Origin of the sequence: Aliidiomarina maris, from assembly GCF_003987335.1 — a bacterium.
Classification (GTDB): domain Bacteria; phylum Pseudomonadota; class Gammaproteobacteria; order Enterobacterales; family Alteromonadaceae; genus Aliidiomarina; species Aliidiomarina maris.
The window spans coordinates 56,247-77,420 of record NZ_PIPK01000004.1; the positions used below are offsets into that span (position 1 = coordinate 56,247).

Genomic DNA, 21,174 nt, shown 5'->3' on the forward strand with positions numbered 1-21,174 from the left:
CAGGTAACCTTATGACAACAACATTTAAGGCCGCTGAATTGGCCCTGCCAGGTATTACTAGCCTGCAACCTTATCAGGCTGGAAAGCCGATTGAAGAGCTTGAGCGCGAGTTAGGTATTAAAAATATTGTGAAATTAGCATCAAATGAAAACCCATTAGGAGTCAGTCCGGCTGTACAAGTGGCTCTGACGACGGCAGTCAAGGGCCTCGCCCGATACCCTGACGCTAATGGTTTCTATTTGAAAGATGCGTTGGCGACCAAATTCAGCGTAGATGCAAGTCAAATCACCTTGGGCAATGGTTCAAATGATGTACTTGAGCTGCTGGCGCGCACCTTTGTCCAGCCCGAGCATGAAGTTATTTTCTCCCAGCACGCCTTTGTAGTGTATCCACTGGTGACCAAAGCCATTGGTGCAACGCCAGTGCAAGTACCGGCCAAAGACTATGGTCACGACTTAGATGCGATGGCTGCAGCCGTGACGTCGAAAACACGGATGATTTTTATCGCCAACCCGAATAACCCAACCGGTACTTTCTTAACTAAGCAGCAGCTTCAGGCATTTTTGGATAAGATTCCGACCCATGTGCTAGTGGTACTGGATGAAGCCTATTACGAGTACGTACCTGAGCATGAGCGCGCGCCCTCGATGCAATGGCTTGATCGTTATCCTAATTTAGTGGTTTCGCGCACCTTCTCCAAAGCCTATGGTCTGGCCGGCTTGCGTGCAGGTTTCGCGGTATCACACCCGGATGTTGCCGATCTCATGAACCGTATTCGCCAACCATTTAATATGAATCAGCTCGCGCTAACTGCGGCATTAGCTGCTTTGTTGGATGAAAAGTTCTTAGCTGATTCGATTGCGGTAAATAGCCGTGGCATGCGCCAACTCATCGATTTCTGTGACGCTCAGGGGTTAAATTATATTCCTTCGCACGGCAATTTTTTGACCATAGAAGTAGGCCCGCAAGCTGGTAAGTATTATCAGCAATTGCTGGAAGCTGGGGTGATTGTGCGTCCAGTGGCTGGTTATGAACTGCCGAATCATTTGCGTGTGAGCATTGGCTTAGCGGACGAAAACGATGCCTTTTGTGCGGCGATGGAGCGTATTTTATCGTCATGAAAGAAGTACCTGAATTGCATCTAGAGCCCTATACAGGCGCACAGGGGCGTATTCGTTTACCGGGGTCCAAGAGTATCGCCAACCGCGCGTTATTGTTGGCTGCGTTGGCCGAAGGCACGACAGTGCTGCGTAACATGCTGGACAGTGACGATACCCGCCACATGCGCGCGGCGCTGCGGCAACTGGGTGTGCAACTGCAAACTCGTGATATCGACGGAGAATTACAAGTTGAAGTGCAGGGGCTAGGGCAGCTATTCAATTGTCCGCAACCTCAGCGTTTGTTTTTAGGCAACGCTGGCACCGCAATGCGACCATTATGTGCGGCCTTAGCATTTAGCCAAGGTGAATTCGAATTAACGGGCGAGCCGCGGATGGCTGAGCGCCCGATTGGGCCGTTAGTCGATGCGCTTGAGCAGCTCGGGGCACAGATTACTTACCAGCAACAAGAGGGTTACCCGCCCTTATTGATTCGCGGCCAAGGGTTTAGCGGGCACAGTGTGTGTATTGACGGCAGCCTGTCGAGTCAGTTCATTAGTGCATTATTAATGGTGCTACCCTATAACCAAGAAGACACCCTGGTGACGTTAACTGGCGAGTTGGTGTCGCTTCCATACATTGAGCTAACCTTGGCCATGATGGCGCGGTTTGGTGTGGAAGTAGAGCGCATAAGTGCGCGCGAGTTCCGCGTACCGTCGCAGCAAAGCTATCAATCACCTCAGCAATATTTAATTGAAGGCGACGCCTCAAGCGCCTCTTACTTTTTAGCTGCCGCTGCAATTGCTGGCGGACCCATTCGAGTTGATGGGGTGGGGCTGCAAAGCTTGCAGGGGGATAAAGAATTCGCGCGGGTATTAGCGCAAATGGGCGCTAACGTGGAATGGGGCGACGAGTTCATTAGCGTATCCAAGGGCGCGCTGCGTGGCGGGGTGTTTGACCTTAACTCGATTCCCGATGCTGCGATGACGATTGCCACTACGGCTTTGTTTGCCGAAGGTACGACCGAGATTCGCAATATTTATAACTGGCGACTGAAGGAAACTGATCGGCTAAGTGCGATGGCTGCAGAGTTAAAAAAGGTCGGCGCCGAAGTGGTTGAAGGTGAAGATTTCATCCGTATTACGCCGCCACAGCAGTTACAGCACGCCAGCATAGCGACCTATAACGACCATCGCATGGCGATGTGCTTTGCTTTGCTTGGCTTCAGTGACGTCGGGGTCACTATTCAAGACCCGGATTGCTGTGCGAAAACCTATCCTAATTTCTTTCATGATTTTCAATCTGTTTGTAAAAAATAAGCCTTAAGCTAGTCATGTAACGACACTGTTACATGGCTTTTTTTACAAAAATCCGTATAATTATGCCGCCTCATTAACGGCAGTCTGTAAAAATCAGCTGCCGTGACCTAATTTAACCAGCATAGAGGACATTATGTCAGATCAGGCTCCGGTCATTACTATCGATGGACCAAGCGGTTCAGGCAAGGGAACAATTAGCCGTTTGTTGGCGGAAAAGCTAGGCTGGCACTTGTTAGACAGTGGCGCCATCTACCGTGTTCTGGCGGTTGCTTCACTGCACCATAATTTTGGCCCTCAGGACGAAGAGAGTTTAGTGGCACTGGCGACTGACTTAGACGTCAAATTTATTGCCAACGAAGAAAGCGGACTTACGCATGTAGTGCTTGAGGGCGAAGACGTGACCATGGCAATTCGTACCCAAGAGGTGGCGAATCAAGCTTCAAAAGTCGCTGCATTACCACGTGTGCGCGAAGCGCTACTACGCCGACAACGTGCATTTCGTGAGTTGCCAGGCCTGGTCGCAGACGGTCGCGACATGGGTACTGTGGTGTTTAAAGACGCAAAAGCTAAAATATTCCTCACTGCGAGTGCTGAAGAGCGCGCGCGGCGACGTTTTAACCAATTGCAAGAAAAAGGCTTGGATGCTAATATGCAAGCACTCGTCACAGAAATTCGTGAGCGTGACGAACGGGATACAAATCGCTCTGCGGCGCCATTGAAGCCAGCGGAAGGTTCTCTTATGTTGGATTCGACCTCAATGCCTATTGAGGCTGTACTGGATACGGTGTTGCAATATGCCCATACTCAGTTGTCAGTTTGAAGCCATCGTCAGAGACGTATTCTAGGCTCAGTTCGCTGAGTTATCACGGTCGCTGCCAAGGAGGCGGCGATAATCATTCACAACCCCATTTGACAGTGACGTCATTGGATGTAACTTAACTTAAAGTATCTAATCATATGACCGAAAATTTTGCCCAGCTTTTTGAAGAAAGCTTACAAGAAGTCGAAACTCGCCCAGGTGCCATCGTTAAAGGTACTGTTGTTAAAATCCAGAAAGACCTCGTTTTAGTTGACGCAGGCCTTAAATCTGAGAGTGCTATCCCAGCTGAACAGTTCATGAACGCCAATGGCGAACTTGAAATTGCAGTTGGTGATGAAGTAGACGTAGCTCTGGATGCAGTAGAAGACGGCTTCGGCGAAACCATCCTTTCTCGTGAGAAAGCTAAGCGCTTCGAAGCTTGGCTGCAGCTTGAAAAAGCCTATGAGAATGAAGAAACTGTTATCGGTGTTATCAACGGTAAAGTTAAAGGCGGTTTCACTGTTGAATTAAACGGTGTTCGCGCGTTCTTACCTGGCTCATTGGTTGACGTACGTCCAGTACGCGACACGGGTCACTTAGAAGGTAAAGACTTAGAATTCAAAGTTATCAAGCTTGACCAGAAGCGTAACAACGTAGTTGTTTCACGTCGTGCTGTTATCGAGAAAGAAAACAGTGCTGAGCGCGAAGAGTTGCTTGAGAACTTGCAAGAAGGCCAGGAAGTTACTGGTATCGTTAAGAACCTGACTGACTACGGCGCGTTCGTAGATTTAGGCGGTGTTGACGGTCTTCTGCACATCACTGACATGGCTTGGAAGCGTGTTAAGCATCCAAGTGAAATCGTTAACGTTGGCGACGAAATCAACTGTAAAGTGTTGAAGTTTGATCGTGAGCGTACACGTGTATCTTTAGGCCTGAAGCAGTTAGGCGAAGATCCGTGGAGCGATATCGCTACTCGTTACCCAGAAGGCGCTCGCTTGACTGGTCGTGTAACCAACTTAACTGACTACGGTTGCTTCGTTGAAATCGAAGAAGGCGTTGAAGGTTTGGTACACGTGTCTGAAATGGACTGGACCAACAAGAACGTACATCCTTCTAAAGTGGTTAACTTGGACGACAACGTTGAAGTTATGGTACTTGAAATCGACGAAGAACGTCGTCGCATTTCACTTGGCCTGAAGCAGTGCAAACCAAACCCATGGGAAGAATTTGCAAAAGCTTATCAGAAAGGCGATAAAGTTAGCGGTAAGATCAAGTCTATCACTGACTTTGGTATCTTTATCGGTCTAGACGGTGGCATCGACGGTTTGGTTCACTTGTCTGACATTTCTTGGAACAATGCTGGCGAAGAAGCTGTGCGTGAGTACAAGAAAGGTGAAGAAGTTGAAGCTGTGGTACTTCAGGTTGACGCAGAGCGCGAGCGCATTTCATTAGGCGTTAAGCAAATTTCTGAAGATCCAGTGAACAACTATCTGACAGCTACCAAGAAGGGTGCTATTGTTACTGGTACTATTACAGAAGTTGACGCTAAAGGTGCAACTGTAGAGTTGTCTGAAGGCGTTGAAGGTTATATCCGTGTGGCAGACATTTCGCGTGACCGTGTTGAAGACGCGAGCGATGTGTTGAAAGCTGGCGAAACCGTTGAAGCTCGTTTCATGGGCGTTGACCGTAAGAACCGCGTATTAAGCTTGTCTATCAAAGCGAAAGACGAAGCTGAAGAGAAAGCAGCGGTAGAATCGGTGAACAACCAGCAAGACGACAGCGCATTCGGTAACGCAATGGCTGAAGCCTTCAAAGCGGCTAAAGAAGACTAATTCTTTAGTAAGCGAAGTGGCTGCTAACAGGTTAATTGAGGATCAGGTATGACAAAATCAGAGTTGATCGAACGTTTAACTGACAGGCAGCCACATTTAAGCCCCAGAGACGTTGAAAAAGCGGTGAAAGATATTCTTGAGTCGTTAATACAAGCTCTGGCCAGTGGCGATAGAGTCGAGGTCAGAGGTTTTGGGAGCTTTTCGCTGCATTATCGCGAGCCACGAGTAGGGCGTAATCCTAAAACGGGTGAAAAGGTGGAATTAGACGGTAAATACGTCCCGCACTTTAAGCCAGGTAAAGCACTTCGTGACCGAGTTAACGCAGCGCATAGCGCTTGACCTTAGGTTCACTAAAAAGGCATGCTATAATAGCATGCCTTTTTTTTGATAACTGATTGATTTTTAAGTGTTGAAACTAAGTGGGAAGGACGACTTTATGTGGCGAGCGTTATTCATTCTCTTACCTTTGCTTGTCTTGTTTGTGTTTGCACTGGTATTTGGCGCACACAACAAAATGGTTATCCCAGTCAACTTTATTGCAGCACAAAAAGACATGACAGTGGCTAGTTTGCTTGGCATTTTTCTAGGGATTGGGTTTTTCTTCGGTGCGCTCAGTATGACCCTAAGCTACAGTCGCGAAAAGCTGCGTAATCGCCGATTACGTAAAGCACTCGCTAAACAGAAGCACTGAGCCCCATATGCTTGAGTTGTTGTTTCTGTTACTGCCAATAGCCGCCGCCTATGGTTGGTTTATGGGGCGCAACAGTGTTCGTAATGAGCAACGAAAAGAGCAAGAGCAGTTCTCGCAAAAATATGTGACTGGCATTAACTTGCTGTTATCCGATCAAAGTGATAAAGCCGTCGACATGTTTGTTGATATTCTAGATGTTGATAGTGAAACCCTCGATACCCATTGGGCGCTGGGTAAACTTTTTCGCCGCCGCGGTGAAGTTGAGCGTGCCATTCGCATTCACCAGAACCTAATTTCGCGGCCTTCCTTGTCTGAGCACGACCGCCATCAGGCACTATTTGAATTGGGTGAAGACTACCTTTCTGCCGGCCTCTATGACCGCGCCGAGTCCATGTTTACTGATCTACAACGCCAGCCTAAGTTCCGTGAAGCTAGCTTGTACCACTTAATCGCAATATACGAAGCCACCCATGAGTGGAACAAGGCAATTAAAGTTGGGTTAAAAATATCTCGTACCGACAAGTCGGTTGAACCAACAATAGCGCAGTTTTACTGCGAACTCGCTGACATTCAAGATAGCTCTGAAAGCAGCCTTAAGTTTTATGATAAGGCACTTAAGCATGATAAAAAGTGTGTACGGGCAACGCTGGCCCTTGGTCGCTGGTGGATGGGGCAGGGACGTTATAAAAAAGCGCTGGGTTTACTGACAAGGATTATTGATCAAGACCCTCAGTTTATCGGTGAAGCATTACCCTTGATTAAAGATGCTTATATTGCAATCGAGGACACTCAAGGCTTGGTCAGCTATTTACACGAATGTGTGCAAAAGAGCCCGAGTGCAAGTGTCGTGATCATGCTGGCAGATTTAATCGCTGAACAAAACCACGTCGAGGAAGCCGAGCAGTTTTTGTTCCAAGCCCTTGCTCAAAACCCTACCACGAAAGGTTTCCATAAGTTAATTCAATTGCATGTACAGCGCGCGGAATCAGGTAAAGCAAAAGACAGCTTGGTGATGCTAAGAAACATGGTCGCGGAGCGCTTGAAGCAAAGTAATAAGTACATGTGCCGCCATTGCGGCTTTGCTGGGCAAACCCTGTATTGGCATTGTCCGTCGTGTAAGTTTTGGGCCACCATGAAACCAACCAAAGGGCTCGACGGTGAATAATCAACACGTTGAAAGGAGCAACCATGAAAAAAGTGATAGTCGCATTAGACTATGCTGACGCTGCAGAAGCATTGGCTTTTGCCCATCAGTTAGACCCGCAATTATGCCGAGTCAAAGTTGGTAAAGAGCTTTTCACGAGCGCTGGCCCTGATCTAGTCCGCGAACTCCATGCACTTAATTTTGATGTGTTTTTAGACCTCAAATTTCATGATATCCCAGCAACAACAGCCAAAGCCGTAGCCGCCGCCGCTGAACTTGGTGTGTGGATGGTGAATGTACATGCCAGTGGTGGCGAGGCAATGCTACAAGCGGCGAAGCAAGCCCTTGAGCCTTATGGTGCTAAAGCACCAAAGCTTATTGCGGTCACCGTGTTAACCAGCATGTCACAAGACGATTTAGAAGCGGTGGGCATTGACAAGCCATTGACTGCTCAAGTACTTACTTTAGCCCAACTGGCAAAACAGTGCGGTTTGGATGGCGTAGTATGTTCGGCTAAAGAGGCGCATTTGCTACGTGAAAGTTTAGGTGCGGATTTTCTGTTAGTAACCCCTGGTATTCGCCCAGCCGGCAGTGAACAACATGATCAAAAGCGTGTTATGACGCCTGAAGAGGCGATTCGTGCGGGTGTAAGTTATTTGGTGATGGGGCGCCCGATACGCGACGCTCAGTCACCCAATGACGTGTTGAAGAAAATTCAGCAAAACTTGCACTAATGGTGGGCAATCGCGTCTTTTAATTACGCGATTCAACAGGTGAGCTAGAATAAAGAGGCTGCAATGGATGCAGCCTTTTTAATAAGGAAATTCTATGTTCACAAAAACACTTCTTTTAGCTGCTGTATTAACTCCATTGTGTTTAACCCCTGCGCTGGCTGGCACAACTGCGCATGCTGTGAATGTTGCCCTCCAAGGAACTAGCTCGATGACATCGGGGGCGGTCGCTGCAGACGAGAAAATCAATATCAACCAAGCATCAGCAGAGCAACTAGCACGTATGCTACGTGGTGTTGGCTTGGCTCGTGCACAAGCTATTATTGAATTGCGTGAAAAGCTCGGTGGGTTCAAAGATATCGAAGACTTGCTGCAAGTGCGCGGTCTAGGGGTCAAAGTACTAGAAGACAATAAAGACAAAATCGAGCTTTAAGTTAAGATGAAAAAAGCCCGCCAATACCGGAGTATTGACGGGCTTTTGGTCTGCCCGATGGCTTAAGCGTCTACGCTACAACGAGCGGCTTGGGCTGATGCCTTATTCTTAGCTTGTGCTAAGGTCGCAACCTGTTGTGGCGACTGAATCGCTTGACGGCTATCGTCAGCTGCGACATTCAGGGCTTGGCCTAAATCGTCATCCGCTGATGGACTCGCTTTTGTCATTGCGGCACTCGCTGAGTGGCGAACGGTCTTGTTAGCCGATGCTTTAGCACTAACAGGCGCCTCGGCCACTGCTTCTGCAGCGACTGGCTGTGGCTCATCTTTCGGAGCTGGCTCGCTTTCCACCACCGGCTCAGTACTCGCAACTTGCTCACTACTGCTAACAGGCTCAGCTGGCGTGCTTGGCTCAGCAACCACATTCGAGTCAACAGGCTGCTGTGCTGGCTTGGCGGCCGGCATCTCTGCTGCAGGTTGCTCGCGCTGCGTTTCAGTGCTTACCGCGCTAGCAACAGCATCATCTGATGGTGCCTGCACAGGTTCAGCGGTTTGACTCGCTTGCTCGTCGGCTTGCTCTTGCTTACGGCGCTGACCCGCTGCACGCATATGGCGTGGAGAACGGCGATCACGTTGTCCTTTCGGCTTAGATTCCGGTTTTTCCTTGATCTCGCTGTCGGCGTCTGCCGGCGTCGCTTGCTCACTATCAGCCGCTTGCGTCGGTGCTTCACTGGTCGTGTTCACTTTGGCTTGCTGGTTAACAGGCGCTTGTTGGGTGTCTTCAACTTGAGTAACAACGTCTGCTGCTTTTGGCTGTTGCACATCAACTTGTGCCTGAGGTTGAGTTGGCTCAGCGACTTGCGGCTCAGCTGCAGGCGCTTTAGTCTCGACTACCTTTGACTCAGCAGGCGCAGGGGCCGCATCTTTGTTCGCGTTGGCGTCAGCTTGGGTAGGCACACCTTTTACACGCACTGATTTGTCTAGCTTGCGACGCTGGCGACGCTCTTTTAGCTGCTCAGTTTGTGGTTGTTGTTCCTGACGTGCCTGGTTCGCCGTTTGGCTTTGCTCTTGTGCATCAGAACGCTGAGATGGCTTGCGACGACGATTACGACGACCTTTGTTATCCGCATTCTTCGGCTCACGGTTGTCGTTATCGTTCGCTTGGTCCTGACGCGTATTTGGCTGCTCTTGAGTCTTTTGATTACTGTCATCAGCTTTGGCTGGACGACGACCAGAACGACCATCCTGATTGCGACGACGATTCTGGCCACCACGACGGTTCTGATTTTGTCCACCACGACGGTTTTGTTGATTTGCCTGGCGCTGTGGTGCCTTTTGCTCTTTCGTTTGTTCTTCATCGCTGCTGAACAAGCCTTTAAGCCAATTGGCTAGGCGCGTCAATACCGACGCTTGCGCACTGGCTGGCTTCGCTTTCACCGCAGGAGCAGGGGTTGGGGCAGGAGCCTCGGGTGCAACCAAGGTCTTTAACGCTGGCTCATCAGCGACACGCTCTTTAACTGGCGAAATCACTAAACCTTTCGCGTCCGCTTGTGCAATTAATTCAATGCTTTGAGCACCGTCTAATTCATCTTTGCGCAACCGCTGTACGTCAAAATGCGGGGTTTCAAGGTTCTGATTTGGAATTACCAACACGCGCACTTTGTGGCGAGTTTCAATATCGCTGACCGACGCGCGCTTTTCGTTGAGCAAATAGGTCGCGACTTCGATAGGCACCTGGGCATTGATCTGCGCGCTATTTTCTTTCAGTGCTTCTTCTTCAATTAAACGCAGAATCGACAACGCCAATGACTCGTTACTACGAATGGTGCCTTGGCCGTTACAACGCGGGCACACATGGTTCGACGATTCACCTAAAGATGGGCGTAGACGCTGACGCGACATTTCGAGTAAGCCAAAGCGTGAAATACGTGCGGTTTGAATGCGGGCACGATCTTGCTTGAGCGCTTCTTTCAAACGGTTCTCGACTTCACGTTGGTGGCGCGGCGGTGTCATGTCGATAAAGTCGATCACAATCAGACCACCCACGTCACGCAGTCGTAACTGGCGTGCGATTTCTTCTGCGGCTTCTAAGTTTGTCTGTAAGGCTGTTTCTTCAATATCACCGCCTTTGGTTGCTTTGGCAGAGTTGATATCAATTGAGGTCAACGCTTCTGTTGGGTCAATAGACACTGAGCCACCAGAGGGCAGGCGAACTTCACGCTGAAATGCAGATTCGATTTGCGATTCAATCTGATAATGATTGAATAATGGTACGTCGCCTTTATACAGCTTCACACGTTGCACGAAATCGGGACGGACTAAATTAATGTGTTCTTTCGCACGCTCAAAGATAGTCGTATCGTCAATCAGGATCTCGCCGATATCACGACGTAAATAATCACGGATAGCACGGAAAATAACATTGCTTTCTTGGTGAATAAGAAATGGTGCAGGGCGCGATTCAGACGCTTCTTCAATGGCTTGCCAATGGTGCAGTAATACCTTTAAGTCCCACGCAAGTTCTTCAGCAGACTTACCGACACCCGCTGTACGCACAATTAAGCCCATACCGTCAGGCAATGTTAGGCTTGATAACGCGTCTTTTAACTCGCTGCGCTCATCGCCTTCGATGCGACGAGAAATACCACCTGCACGCGGGTTATTTGGCATCAGAACAAGGTAGCTGCCAGCTAATGAAATAAAAGTGGTTAGGGCTGCGCCTTTTTGCCCACGCTCTTCTTTGTCGACCTGAACAATGACTTGTTGGCCTTCTTGAATAACGTCTTTAATGTTCGGGCGGCCTTCGAATTTATAGCCTTTCGGGAAGTAAGTTTTAGCGATTTCTTTAAGCGGTAGGAAACCATGGCGCTCTGCGCCGTAGTCAACAAAAGCAGCTTCTAAGCTGGGTTCAACACGGGTAATTTTACCCTTATAAATGTTTGACTTCTTTTGTTCATGACCTGGACTTTCGATATCCAAATCATATAGTTTTTGGCCATCCACCAACGCAACCCGGAGCTCTTCCTGTTGCGTGGCATTGATTAGCATTCTTTTCATAGTTTGTGACTCTTCATAAAAGTTACGAAAATAGCCACAACACTACACGGCACACGCCTCTGCGTGTACGTACGTATCTGTTTGCTTTTTATGCGCTTTCTTTGCTCATTTAGAACTGCAGGAAGGCGATAATAACGGCCTTCGTGCTAACGGTCTGGTAAGACTAAGGGTCCTGACACAGTTCTAAATGCTATTACCCGTCGTGCGAGACCAAGGGTTTGACCCACATTGGTATTACCTGCAATTACAGTGACGTGTAATTAAAAATTTTTACTAAGCCTACACACGTTACGCCGTGTTGGTGCTGTTGCTTCTGATTACATGGATTTGATGTAGGGGGTGGTGTCACACAACTAAACATGTACGCTCTTTAATTGTGCTTACTGGACCTGACGCATCAACATCTCTAACCGTATGCTGACGAGGTTCTCACCGCCTACTTATCCAATGACTTATTGTCGCATTGTTTCGCTGGCTTTGACAAGCAGAGTTTAATAGAATGCGCGCCATGACAGATACCCAGCAAACGACTCAACAACAAGTGCAATGGCTCCATATTGATGAAGATATGGCAGGCCAGCGCATCGACAACTTTCTGCGCACGCAGCTCAAAGGCGTGCCCAAAAGTATGATCTATCGCATTTTGCGCAAAGGCGAGGTGCGAGTGAACAAAAAACGCATCAAGCCAGACTACAAGCTTCAGGCCGGGGACGAGGTTCGTGTTCCGCCAGTGCGCGTTGCACCAAAAACCGAAGGCCCAAACCCCAACCTTAATATCGTGTCACAACTCGATAGTCGTATCGTGTTTGAAGACGATGCATTAATTGTGGTGAATAAGCCTGCGGGTATGGCGGTGCATGGGGGCTCAGGGTTAAGTTTCGGACTCATTGAAGCCTTACGTAGTTTGCGGGGTGACGATAGCCTCGAACTGGTGCACCGATTAGACCGTGAAACCTCTGGCTGCTTGCTAGTCGCAAAGACCCGCGGTGTGCTGCGCGGGCTGAATGCTCAGTTGCGTGATAAAGACATGAAGAAGATCTACGTGGCTTTAGTTGCGGGTGAGTGGAGTAAACTTGATCGCGCCGTTAAAGCGCCACTGAAGAAACAGGTACTACAAAGTGGTGAGCGCATGGTGCGGGTAGACGGTGAGGGCAAAGCATCTGAAACCCGGTTTAAAATTCGCCAACGTTTTGCCGAAGGTACGTTAGTACAAGCAAGCCCAGTGACGGGTCGTACCCATCAAATTCGCGTGCATAGCCAGGCGGCTGGCCATCCTATTGCGATGGATGACAAGTATGGCGATGAAGCTTTTTCACATCAGATGCAACAATTGGGTTTGAGCCGATTATTTTTACATGCGGAAACCTTAAGCTTTACGCATCCCAAAACGCAGCAATGGCTCACAGTATCGGCACCGTTAGATACTGAATTACTCAGCGTACTTGATAAACTAACTAAGATTTAAGGCTTGATGACTGTGGGCGCTTCGACTCGGTTTACTCCGCATACCCATCCGTTGGTTATCTTTGATTGGGACGGTACCTTGATGGATTCCGTGCCTCGTATCGTTTCGGCATTGCAGACTCTGGCTCGGGAATGCAAGCTACCGATTCCGAGCGTCACAGCGATTCATGACATTATTGGGCTGAGTTTGCCCGTCGCATTAGCGCGTCTTTTTAACGTCAGTGAAGCTGAACAAGAGCAGCTCATTGATGTATACCGCGAGATTTATGTAGAGCGTGAGCAAACGCCAACCCCAATGTTTGCAGGTGCGGAAGGTGTGCTCAGTGCATTGCAGCAGGCAGGTTATCAATTGGCGGTCGCGACGGGGAAAGCGCGCCCTGGTTTGGAGCGGGCTTGGCGACAAACCAATACAGGCCATTACTTTAGTGCGTCTCGGTGCGCCAAAGAGGTATTATCCAAGCCTGACCCGCAAATGCTGAATGAAATTTTGCAACAAGTCGGCGTGCAAGGGCATCAGGCGTTGATGATCGGCGATTCTATTCATGATATGCACATGGCGCGTAACGCCGGCGTTGTCGGCATTGGCGTGACCTATGGTGTACATTCAGCACAGCGCCTCGCAGACGCAGCGCCCTATGCGGTGATTGATGATATCACCGCATTGCAGGACCTACTGCTGGCAGGGTAAGCGAGTGCAACATTGAGCATTAAGCTGTCGTCAGTGGGTTGATCGCATATTGTTGACGCAAAATGCGCAATAGTGCAATCAGCGGTAGCCCAATCAAGCTATTCGGGTCATCGCCGCGTAAATATTCAAATAAGGTAATTCCTAGACCCTCGCTTTTAAAACTGCCAGCGCAATCAAAAGGTTCTTCCTTCTTTATATAGCCTTCAATTTCTTGTAACGACAAGTCCCGGAATTTAACTTCAAATTCACTGATCATGGTATCTTGGGTGTCGTCAGCCGCCGATAGCACACTTAGTCCGGTATAGAACACCACTCGACGCCCCGCACAGGCGCCTAATTGGCGCACGGCGTTGGCGTAGTTACCTGGCTTGCCGAGTATCTGGCTGCTACCGTCATCGTTGGCTAATGCTGCGACTTGGTCAGAACCAATAATAATGTGCTCAGGGTATTGGCTAGTAAGCGCCTGAGCTTTACTTGCCGCCAGCCGCGCGACGAGTTGCGGTGCTGATTCGCCGGCTAGTGGCGTTTCGTCAATATCTGGACTTGCGCTGCTAAACTGCAAGCCAACCTTGTCTAATAATGTGCGCCGGTAACGTGAACTCGAGGCTAATAGTATTGGTCGGGTGGTGGTTGTGCCCATGGTGTACCTCTTACATAACTGGGAATAAACAAGAATTTCCTTTGACTCTAAGGGGCAGAGCCTATATCATTCGCGCGCTATGCAAAAGGTAAGAATACCGATATCGGTAGACCCCATTAAGAGCGCGCAGAAGCGATTGACCTATGACGGCCTTGTGCCATCAGGAAAAATGCTCCGGCTCGGGGAAGCAGTCGTCAACACACCGCAAGACATTGAGGTGTCCTTACGGTTTGGTGTTGATGAACAAAAAATCAGCTTCTTCGCAGGTCATGCAGAAGCGACGGTTGAGGTATTGTGTCAGCGTTGTAATAAACCGATGCAGTTACAGCTAGTCAGCGATTTTCAATACGCGCCTTTAACGAAGCGCCAAAAAGAAGATGAGCTGCCAGAAGCCTATGAGGGCGTCGAGCTGAACGAATTGGGTGAAGTCATGCTGCATAATGTTGTCGAAGATGAACTTCTTTTGGCATTACCTATCGTCACCATGCATGCACCGCAAGAATGTGAAGTTGACCGTGATACCATGACTTATGGTGAGCTACCGCCTGAGGCGGAAGAAAAAGCGAATCCATTTGCGGTATTACAAGGTTTAAAACGTAAGTAAATAGTTTAGGAGATAGGGTAAATGGCTGTACAAAAAAGCAAAAAGACACGTTCAAGACGTGGCATGCGTCGCTCTCACGACGCGCTGAGCGGGCCTACACTGTCGGTGGATTCAACCTCTGGTGAAACGCATCGTCGTCACCATGTGTCTGCTGATGGCTATTACAAAGGCAAGCAAGTCGTCGCCAAGTAAGGTGTATGACTGAACTAACCATTGCGTTAGACGCGATGGGGGGTGATCAAGGCCCCGACATCGTGGTGACAGCGCTCGCAAGAGCGCTGTCTTCGTATACGCAAGTTGATTTTATCTTAGTCGGCGACCAGCAAGTGCTGCAGCCGATTCTTGACCGTTATCCGGCTATTTCACAATCGCCTCGGGTAACGCTACAGCATGCCAGTCAAGTGGTTGCTATGGACGATAAACCTAGTGCCGTTGTCCGCGCCAAGCCTGATTCATCCATGCGTGCTGCATTAGATCTCGTCAATAATGGTAGTGCCGATGCCTGTGTCAGCGCGGGTAATACCGGTGCATTAATGGCGATGGCTTACCTTACCTTAAAACCCATTCCAGGGGTTGTCAGGCCTGCACTTGTTGCTCCTTTACCACAGCAAGACGGGCGTCAAAGCTTATTACTCGATTTGGGTGCCAACCCAGTGTGCGACGCGGAAACTTTGTGCCAGTTTGGCATCATGGGTTCGGTGATGGCGCAACAAATTAATCGCCAAAGTTATCCTCGTGTAGCCTTACTTAACATGGGTCGCGAAGACTTGAAAGGTAATGATACGGTGAAGCAGGCTGCGCAGTTACTTAAAGCAACTCCGGGTATTCACTACATTGGTTTTGTGGAAGGCAACGATTTGTTCTCAGGTCGTGCTGATGTGATTGTTTGTGATGGCTTTACTGGCAACATTGCATTAAAAGCTTGCGAGGGTATGGCAGAGCTACTTTATCATAATTTAAAACAGAGCATTCAAGGCCATCTCTTGACTAAAGTGCTCGCCAAGTTGCTTTTCAAACGCCATAAAAAATCATGGCAGTGGCTCAACCCCGACCAGTACAACGGTGCGAGTCTGTTAGGATTGCGTGGCGTGGTCATGAAAAGCCATGGGAATGCGTCTGCAAATGCCTATTTTAGTGCGATTGCACATGCCATTGACGAAGCCAGTGTGGAGCTTCCCCAACGAATTCATGACCGAATTGAACATGCGTTGCTGGCACAGGTTTCCGATAACCGTAATGAATAGTGGTCAGCACGCCTATATAAGGCTGATTGTTGACAATGCACGCACGAATTTCTGGAACAGGCCATTATCTCCCTCGCCAACGCTTGACCAACCATGATTTAGAACAGCGCGTTGATACCTCAGATCAATGGATTCGCGATCGCACCGGCATAGCTGAGCGGCGTATCGCTGGGGCTGACGAGACCGTAGTCACCATGAGCGTACCTGCAGCAAAAGCGGCATTGGCGGCGGCAGGGTTGCATGCCCAAGATTTAGATATGATCGTCCTTGCGACCACCTCTGCCGATAAAGCGTTTCCCAGTGCTGCATGCGAACTTCAGCATGCATTGGGCGTGACGGATATCCCTGCATTTGATGTTGGCGCTGCATGTGCTGGCTTTATGTTCGCAATGTCGATAGCCGACCAATACATTCGAAATCGCCAAGCCAAACATATATTGGTGGTTGGTGCTGACGTACTCGCACGTTTATGCAATCCAAATGACCGCAATACTATTGTGTTGTTCGGGGACGGTGCCGGTGCGATGGTACTGTCTGCCAGCGAGGAGCCAGGGGTGCATTCGACCCATTTACATAGTGCGGGTGAATTTTCTGAATTACTCGGCGCTGGGCATGTCAATGCCTTTAACGCAGCTGCTAGTGACGATGACGCATGGCTTTACATGAAAGGTAGCGAAGTATTCAAAGTCGCAGTGAATAAGCTCAGTGAGTTAGTGGCCGACACACTTGCGCATAATCAAGTTAGCCAAGCAGAGTTAGACTGGCTCATTCCGCATCAAGCGAACCGTCGAATTATTCAAGCGACCGCGAAAAAGCTTAATATGTCCCTTGAGCAGGTGGTTCTAACCCTCGAATACACGGGTAACACAAGTGCCGCGTCGGTGCCTATTGCGTTAGACGTCGCCATACGCGATGGTCGCATTCAACGCGGACACAAGCTATTATTAGAGGCTTTCGGCGGCGGCTTCGCTTGGGGTTCGGCGCTGGTAACTTATTAATATTTAAATATTTCATAGCAATAACGAGGTTTACATGGCATCACAATTTGCGTTGGTTTTCCCTGGGCAAGGTTCGCAGGTAACCGGCATGTTGTCTGACCTTGCGGACGAATACACCGCAGTGAAAGAAACGTTTGCGCAAGCGTCTGAGGTTCTGGGGTATGACTTATGGGACTTGGTGCAAAGCAACCCAGACGACAAGCTTAACCAAACTGAATACACGCAACCGGCATTGCTCGCGGCAAGTGTCGCCATTTATCGCTGCGTGGCGCCGCATATTGGTCAGCCTGTATTGATGGCAGGTCATAGCTTGGGTGAATATTCAGCGCTGGTGTGCAGTGGCGCATTAGACTTTGCGTCCGCTATCAAACTGGTGCAATTGCGCGGTCAAGCTATGCAGCAAGCAGTGCCAGAGGGTACGGGTGCGATGGCGGCGGTCATTGGTTTGGACGACGAGGCAATTGCCATCGCGTGTGAGCAGTCGGCTCAAGGCGAGGTGGTTGCGCCGGTGAATTACAATTCGCCTGGCCAAGTTGTCATCGCGGGCCAGAAAGATGCAGTTGCGCGCGCAGGCGACGCATGTAAAGCGGCAGGTGCCAAACGTGTGCTGCCGTTACCTGTCAGTGTCCCTTCGCATTGTGAATTGATGCGCCCAGCCGCAGAGGTACTTGCAGATGCGTTGACGCAAGTCTCAATTCAGGCCCCGGACATGACTGTGTTGCATAACGTCGATGTCAGTGAGGCGAACGCATCCACCATCGCAGCAAATCTCGTGGCGCAATTGCACTCACCGGTACTTTGGACGCAAACGATGCAGCGAATGGCTGCCGATGGGATTACTAAGGTTTATGAAATAGGTCCAGGCAAAGTGTTAACGGGCTTAAGTAAACGTATTGATAAAGCACTCGACACGCAAGCCGTCAACGATCCGGAGTCGGTGCAAATGATAATCAAGGAGCAGGCAAAATAATGTTTTCATTGAATGAACAAGTTGCATTAGTGACAGGCGCAAGTCGTGGTATTGGACGTGCTATCGCTGAAAGTCTGGCAGCGCAAGGGGCATTTGTGATTGGTACCGCCACTTCAGCCTCAGGTGCCGACGCCATTAGTGCGTATTTGGGCGACCAAGGGGCTGGTATGGTGCTGAACGTGACCGATGCAGAGTCGGTTAATCAAGTTATCAGTGACATCCAGAAGACCCATGGCGGCATTGATATCTTAGTCAATAACGCGGGTATCACTAAAGATAACTTATTGATGCGCATGAAAGATGAGGAATGGAATGACGTCATGAGCACAAATCTGACGTCGGTATTCCGCACCTCGAAAGCAGTCATGCGCGGCATGATGAAAAAACGCCATGGCCGCATCATTAATATTGGGTCAGTCGTTGGCACCACGGGTAACCCGGGGCAAACCAATTACTGCGCAGCCAAAGCTGGTTTGATCGGATTTACTAAGTCATTGGCCAAAGAGATAGCGGCCCGCGGTGTTACCGTGAATGCAGTTGCGCCTGGTTTTATTGACACAGATATGACCCAAGCCTTGACGGATGAGCAAAAAGAGAGCATTTTTAGCGGTATTCCTGCGGCGCGCTTAGGCAAGCCGGAAGAAATCGCCGCTGCGGTGGTATTTTTAGCGTCGCCGGCAGCAGCTTACATCACGGGTGAGACCATTCATGTCAATGGCGGCATGAGCATGGTCTAAACCGGTATAAAGCCGCTGGTTATGGATCAAGAACAAGATTTAGGTGCCATTTTAGGGTGATTTCTGCGCTTGCGAGGTAAGACCTCGCAGGTTAAGCTAAATTTTTCCTTTTAACTGCTGCGCCGATTTACTACACTACTCGCAAATGAAGACGAGCTATACCTATTTTTGAGGAATAATAATGAGCACTATCGAAGAACGCGTAAAAAAAATCATCGTTGAGCAACTAGGTGTTAAAGAAGAAGAAGTGAAGCCAGAAGCTTCATTTGAAAACGACCTAGGCGCTGACTCTCTGGATACAGTTGAGCTGGTGATGGCGCTGGAAGAAGAATTCGAAACTGAAATTCCTGACGAAGAAGCGGAAAAAATCCGTACCGTTCAGGCAGCAATCGATTACGTAACTGCTCACTCTGAAGAGTAAGCAAGTACTAAGAAAGAGGGCGGAATGGACCATTCCGCCTTTTTTTGTGTCTGTAAAGCAAGAATCATAATGTGAGGACACCACGATGACAAAGCGACGCGTAGTAGTAACAGGTATTGGCATGGTAACGCCTTTGGGCCTAACCGCAGCAGATACTTGGTCGGCATTACTTGACGGCCGTTCTGGTGCAGGCCCGATTACCCATTTTGATACCAGTGACTTTGCCACTAAGTTTGCCTGTCAGGTGAAAGATTTCGATGTTAGCCGGTATATGTCGGCGAAAGATGCCAAAAAAATGGACATCTTTATTCAATACGGTGTCGTGGCAGGCATGGAGGCAGTCGCTGATGCGGGGTTGGACATTAACGACAGCAATCGCCATCGTATTGGGGTGATGGTCAGCTCTGGGATTGGCGGTATTCTCGGCATTGAAGAAAATCACACCAAGCTAATGAATAGTGGGCCGCGTCGAGTGTCACCGTTCTTTGTCCCAGCGTCGATTACCAATATGCTGTCTGGTCAGCTTTCTATGCATTATGGCATCACGGGTCCCACATTAGCGATAGTCACGGCCTGTACGTCTGGTGTCCATAATATCGGACAAGCAGCGCGCATGATTGCCTATGGTGACGCAGACACCATGCTGGCTGGTGGCGCAGAAAAAGCGTCCACCGAGCTTGGCATCGCAGGTTTTAATGCAGCCCGTGCGCTGTCAACACGCAACGACGACCCACAAGCGGCCAGCCGCCCATGGGACACAGACCGTGATGGCTTTGTCTTAGGTGACGGTGCAGGGGTCGTGGTGCTGGAAGAGTATGAACAAGCCAAGCGCCGTGGCGCGCGTATTTATGCGGAGCTAAGTGGTTTTGGCATGAGTTCAGATGCCTATCACATGACATTGCCGCCGGAAGATGGACGCGGCGCTGCGGCTGCGATGCGCAACGCTTTGAATGACGCGGGCGTAAATCCTCAGCAAGTCGGTTATATCAATGCCCATGGCACTTCAACTGGTGCCGGCGACATTGCCGAAACCCAAGCGATTAAAGCTGTGTTTGGTGATGATGCCTATCAGGTGCCTGTGAGCTCGACCAAGTCGATGACTGGGCATCTATTGGGCGCAGCGGGTGCGATTGAAGCGATTTTCAGTATCCAGGCATTGTTTGATCAAAAAATACCGCCGACCATTAACCTAGATAACCCAGCACCAGGCTGTGACCTTGATTATGTGCCACATACCGCGCGCGATTTAGCGTTTGATATGAGTTTATGTAATTCCTTTGGGTTTGGCGGTACCAACGGTTCATTGCTATTTAGTCGCCTGAAAGGCAATTAAATTCAGCTGTGACAGGTAGAAATGCTCGCCTGTGATTGAGCGCGCTAAGGTTAAGCGGCATACTATACAGTCATGCCGCTTTTTGTTTTATGCTATTTAGCAAACGGGCGATCATACAGGGGTATTTTTGCATTGACCGGCGTTACCTTAATCAATGGCCAAGCGAGTCATTATGTTGCGGTTAATGACCGCGGCCTGCAGTATGGTGATGGTTTTTTCACTACGCTGCGGGTGGCAGCCGGGCGTTTGGTGCAATGGCCTGCGCATATGGCTAGGTTACAAACTTGCGCTCAGCGCCTAGGCTTTAATCAGCATGATCCGCAATTGCAGCCTGATACTTTGTACGCACAGTGTTTGCGTGCAATCGATGGGGCGTCTGAAGCTGTGGTCCGCATTACCGTGACTCGGGGCGTAGGCGGGCGTGGTTATGCACCGCCGCAGGACGCAACGCTGCAGGTTATCGTTGCTGCGAGCGATTACCCAAGTCATTATGCTAACTGGCAGTCCCAGGGCGTTTGCTTGCACCTCGCGCGCCAACAAGTTGGGCACCAACCCAGTTTAAATGGGCTCAAGACCCTCAATCGATTAGAACAGGTGCTAGCGAAGCAAGAGCTGGCTGATTATCCTGACGCAGATGATGTGTTGCTGCTAAATACGCGTGAGCAGGTAACCGCGACGAGTATGGCAAATATCATTTGGTCGCGAGCAGGGCAATGGTATGCACCAGATCTGGCGTTTGGTGGCATTAAGGGAACAGCAACCGAGTTTTTCGCGCGCCAGCATAAGGTCGAATTTGGTGCGTGGTCGTTAGACGCTTTAATCCAAGCAGAGCACGTTATCATCTGCAATGCCTTAATGGGGTTTGTGAGCGTAGGAGAGATTCGTCAACACGCTACAAGATCAACGCAATTTTCGGTAATATCAGACTTTACGCAGCAATTAACCACTCACATGTGCCAAGAAGAGCCGTAAC

22 protein-coding genes are annotated in these 21,174 nt (G+C 49.5%); 20 read left to right on the forward strand and 2 right to left on the reverse strand.

The window, feature by feature from the left end; genetic code table 11:
- Positions 1–11: 11 nt before the first annotated feature.
- The 9 genes from hisC (at position 12) to CWE07_RS05840 (ending at position 8,046) form a co-directional block, all read left to right on the forward strand.
- On the forward strand, positions 12–1,121 hold the full coding sequence (gene hisC / locus CWE07_RS05800; protein WP_111568946.1) for a histidinol-phosphate transaminase: 1,110 nt from the start codon (positions 12–14) through the stop codon (positions 1,119–1,121).
- Positions 1,118–2,416 carry a 3-phosphoshikimate 1-carboxyvinyltransferase gene (aroA, locus tag CWE07_RS05805; RefSeq protein ID WP_111568947.1) on the forward strand — a complete coding sequence of 433 codons (1,299 nt, stop codon included), beginning with the start codon at positions 1,118–1,120 and terminating at the stop codon, positions 2,414–2,416. Before hisC ends, aroA begins: the two co-directional genes overlap by 4 nt.
- A gap of 133 nt (positions 2,417–2,549) precedes the next feature.
- A complete protein-coding gene (gene cmk / locus CWE07_RS05810; RefSeq protein ID WP_111568948.1) occupies positions 2,550–3,236 on the forward strand; it encodes a (d)CMP kinase in 687 nt (228 codons plus the stop codon).
- A 137-nt stretch (positions 3,237–3,373) separates the two neighbouring features.
- Positions 3,374–5,047, forward strand: a complete 1,674-nt coding sequence (gene rpsA / locus CWE07_RS05815) for a 30S ribosomal protein S1 (RefSeq protein ID WP_111568949.1) — start codon at positions 3,374–3,376, stop codon at positions 5,045–5,047.
- Between the two features lie 48 nt (positions 5,048–5,095).
- Positions 5,096–5,386 (forward strand): integration host factor subunit beta, encoded by a 291-nt coding sequence (gene ihfB, locus CWE07_RS05820; RefSeq protein ID WP_111568950.1) that lies wholly within the window; start codon positions 5,096–5,098, stop codon positions 5,384–5,386.
- Positions 5,387–5,483: 97 nt separating this feature from the next.
- Positions 5,484–5,738: a lipopolysaccharide assembly protein LapA domain-containing protein gene (locus CWE07_RS05825; RefSeq protein ID WP_111568951.1), complete on the forward strand. Its 255-nt coding sequence runs from the start codon at positions 5,484–5,486 to the stop codon at positions 5,736–5,738.
- 7 nt (positions 5,739–5,745) lie between these two features.
- Entirely contained in the window at positions 5,746–6,903 is a 1,158-nt protein-coding gene (gene lapB / locus CWE07_RS05830) for a lipopolysaccharide assembly protein LapB (RefSeq protein WP_111568952.1), read from the forward strand.
- Between the two features lie 23 nt (positions 6,904–6,926).
- On the forward strand, positions 6,927–7,616 hold the full coding sequence (gene pyrF, locus CWE07_RS05835; RefSeq protein WP_111568953.1) for an orotidine-5'-phosphate decarboxylase: 690 nt from the start codon (positions 6,927–6,929) through the stop codon (positions 7,614–7,616).
- A 94-nt stretch (positions 7,617–7,710) separates the two neighbouring features.
- Positions 7,711–8,046, forward strand: coding sequence for a ComEA family DNA-binding protein (locus tag CWE07_RS05840; protein WP_111568954.1), 336 nt, complete (start codon positions 7,711–7,713; stop codon positions 8,044–8,046).
- Between the two features lie 62 nt (positions 8,047–8,108).
- On the opposite strand, the gene rne is transcribed toward CWE07_RS05840, so the two are convergent.
- Positions 8,109–11,102 (reverse strand): ribonuclease E, encoded by a 2,994-nt coding sequence (gene rne, locus CWE07_RS05845; protein WP_181452256.1) that lies wholly within the window; start codon positions 11,100–11,102, stop codon positions 8,109–8,111.
- 508 nt (positions 11,103–11,610) lie between these two features.
- On the opposite strand from rne, the gene rluC reads away from it, so the two are divergent.
- Positions 11,611–12,567, forward strand: coding sequence for a 23S rRNA pseudouridine(955/2504/2580) synthase RluC (gene rluC, locus CWE07_RS05850; RefSeq protein ID WP_198679887.1), 957 nt, complete (start codon positions 11,611–11,613; stop codon positions 12,565–12,567).
- A 12-nt stretch (positions 12,568–12,579) separates the two neighbouring features.
- Entirely contained in the window at positions 12,580–13,254 is a 675-nt protein-coding gene (locus tag CWE07_RS05855) for an HAD family hydrolase (protein ID WP_241974079.1), read from the forward strand.
- Positions 13,255–13,273: 19 nt separating this feature from the next.
- On the opposite strand, the gene CWE07_RS05860 is transcribed toward CWE07_RS05855, so the two are convergent.
- Entirely contained in the window at positions 13,274–13,894 is a 621-nt protein-coding gene (locus CWE07_RS05860; protein WP_111568957.1) for a Maf family protein, read from the reverse strand.
- Between the two features lie 79 nt (positions 13,895–13,973).
- Between CWE07_RS05860 and yceD the strand changes: the two genes are divergently transcribed.
- The 9 genes from yceD to pabC all read left to right on the forward strand — a co-directional run bounded on the left by yceD (position 13,974) and on the right by pabC (position 21,173).
- Entirely contained in the window at positions 13,974–14,498 is a 525-nt protein-coding gene (gene yceD / locus CWE07_RS05865) for a 23S rRNA accumulation protein YceD (protein ID WP_111568958.1), read from the forward strand.
- A 21-nt stretch (positions 14,499–14,519) separates the two neighbouring features.
- Positions 14,520–14,690, forward strand: a complete 171-nt coding sequence (rpmF, locus tag CWE07_RS05870) for a 50S ribosomal protein L32 (protein ID WP_111568959.1) — start codon at positions 14,520–14,522, stop codon at positions 14,688–14,690.
- A gap of 5 nt (positions 14,691–14,695) precedes the next feature.
- A complete protein-coding gene (plsX, locus tag CWE07_RS05875) occupies positions 14,696–15,742 on the forward strand; it encodes a phosphate acyltransferase PlsX (RefSeq protein WP_111568960.1) in 1,047 nt (348 codons plus the stop codon).
- 35 nt (positions 15,743–15,777) lie between these two features.
- Positions 15,778–16,740 (forward strand): beta-ketoacyl-ACP synthase III, encoded by a 963-nt coding sequence (locus CWE07_RS05880; protein WP_111568961.1) that lies wholly within the window; start codon positions 15,778–15,780, stop codon positions 16,738–16,740.
- Positions 16,741–16,774: 34 nt separating this feature from the next.
- Entirely contained in the window at positions 16,775–17,710 is a 936-nt protein-coding gene (gene fabD, locus CWE07_RS05885; protein ID WP_111568962.1) for an ACP S-malonyltransferase, read from the forward strand.
- Positions 17,710–18,447 carry a 3-oxoacyl-ACP reductase FabG gene (gene fabG, locus CWE07_RS05890; protein ID WP_111568963.1) on the forward strand — a complete coding sequence of 246 codons (738 nt, stop codon included), beginning with the start codon at positions 17,710–17,712 and terminating at the stop codon, positions 18,445–18,447. Before fabD ends, fabG begins: the two co-directional genes overlap by 1 nt.
- A 181-nt stretch (positions 18,448–18,628) precedes the next feature.
- On the forward strand, positions 18,629–18,868 hold the full coding sequence (acpP, locus tag CWE07_RS05895) for an acyl carrier protein (RefSeq protein ID WP_111568964.1): 240 nt from the start codon (positions 18,629–18,631) through the stop codon (positions 18,866–18,868).
- An 85-nt stretch (positions 18,869–18,953) separates the two neighbouring features.
- Positions 18,954–20,201, forward strand: a complete 1,248-nt coding sequence (gene fabF / locus CWE07_RS05900; protein ID WP_111568965.1) for a beta-ketoacyl-ACP synthase II — start codon at positions 18,954–18,956, stop codon at positions 20,199–20,201.
- Between the two features lie 132 nt (positions 20,202–20,333).
- On the forward strand, positions 20,334–21,173 hold the full coding sequence (pabC, locus tag CWE07_RS05905) for an aminodeoxychorismate lyase (RefSeq protein ID WP_157983230.1): 840 nt from the start codon (positions 20,334–20,336) through the stop codon (positions 21,171–21,173).
- The last annotated feature ends 1 nt before the right edge of the window (position 21,174 follow it).